This window comes from Streptomyces poriferorum (genome assembly GCF_019399235.1).
GTDB lineage: Bacteria > Actinomycetota > Actinomycetes > Streptomycetales > Streptomycetaceae > Streptomyces > Streptomyces poriferorum.
This window is the reverse complement of record NZ_JAELVH010000613.1, coordinates 1-1,380: the sequence shown is the minus strand read 5'-3', so window position 1 is coordinate 1,380 and position 1,380 is coordinate 1. Positions and strand designations below refer to the sequence as shown.

At 72.4% G+C, this 1,380-nt stretch carries 2 protein-coding genes; both read right to left on the bottom strand.

Annotated elements, in window-relative coordinates; all coding sequences use genetic code 11:
• A partial coding sequence (locus JGS39_RS40040; RefSeq protein WP_372456199.1) for a DUF5107 domain-containing protein occupies positions 1-1,090 on the bottom strand: 1,090 nt, incomplete at its 3' end.
• The coding region (locus JGS39_RS40035; RefSeq protein WP_219574658.1) for an arginase family protein at positions 1,020-1,380 on the bottom strand (361 nt) is incomplete at its 5' end. The genes JGS39_RS40040 and JGS39_RS40035, both read right to left, overlap by 71 nt.

Sequence of the window (1,380 nt, the reverse complement as noted above, 5' to 3'; positions counted from 1 at the left end):
CGCCGCCGTGCACGGCGGCGGGGTCCGCTGCGAGTGACCCGTACGACTCCAGCCAGCTGAACTCCCCGCCGGGCTCCAGCGGCACGTGCTCCAGCTGGGTGCGGGCCAGCCCGGCCTGGATCTCCGCGTAGCCGGTGGTGCCCGGCTCGGTGAGCCACTCCTGCCAGCGGCGGCCACCGGGCCCGCTGCCCCAGAGGAAGAGCTTGCGGCCGCGCAGCAGGTCGGTGGAGGTCTGGACGAGGCCGCGGCCGTGCTCGTCCAGGGAGGCGATCCAGCGGCGGGCGCCGTCGGGCACCTCGTAGAAGTAGTCCGCCGGGAAGTCGCCGCGCAGCGGGTACGTCCGGTCGACTCCCCCGGTCTCGGGCATCGGAACCCTGGTCAGTGTCCGCTCGTACCCGAAGTGCCAGGCCTCGTCGGCGGGCGCCAGCACCCGGGTGTGTTCGCCCTCCGGTACGGCGATGTTGGACCACCAGTAGACGGGTGCGGGGTGTTCGTGCGGGTTGCGTATCCGTACGCCGACATGGAGGAAGTCGGAGTCCTCCGGCAGCCACAGATCGACCTGGAACGGCAGGTCGCGGAGCCGCTCCCACTCCCAGAGCCGGACCATCTCACCGCCGTCCGGCGCCGGGACCCGGGCGGCGTGCACCGGAGCGCAGGACAGGGTGGTGTGACCCGTCGCGCCGATGTTCCACTCGATGCCGCCGGAGAACCAGGCGCCGTTGAGCGCGAAGTCGGCGGGCTGCAGCACGGGGTTGGTGTAGACGAGGTCACGGCCGTCCGCCTTGTGGACCAGGGAGTGGATGCGCCCGCCGAGCCCGGGGAGCACGGTGGCCCGCAGCCGGTCGTTCTCGATGACGATCGCGTCGAGGTCCGTGGGCGTGCGCTCGCGTCCGTAGCCGTCGAGTATCCGTACGGGGAGGACGGTGGCGAGGGGTTCGTGGCCGATCTGGCGTGCCATGTCCCNCGCCCCCGATGACCATGGAACACGCTGGACGCCGCCCGGACCAGGGGACCGGCCGTCAGACTTCGGCAAAAGCCGCGACCACCAGGTCGGTGAGCAGCGCGCCGGCCGTTCCGTCCGGGTCGAGATCGGGGTTGTAGACCGTCACGTTGAGGCCGACGCAGCGGGGCGAGGCGACCAGCGTCCGCAGCAGGGGGCCGAGTTCGCCGGGCAGCAGTCCGCCGTCGTCCGGGCTGTCGACGGCAGGCATGACCGAGGGGTCGAGCACGTCGGCGTCCAGGTGCACCCAGTACCCGTCGAGCTCCGGGCTCTTCAGGCTCCGCACGATGCCGCCCGCCAGCGCCGCGGCGCCCTGATCGCGGATCTCCCCGACGGTCGCCACCGGGATCTTCAGCTCGGCGAGTTCGGTGCGGTCCTCG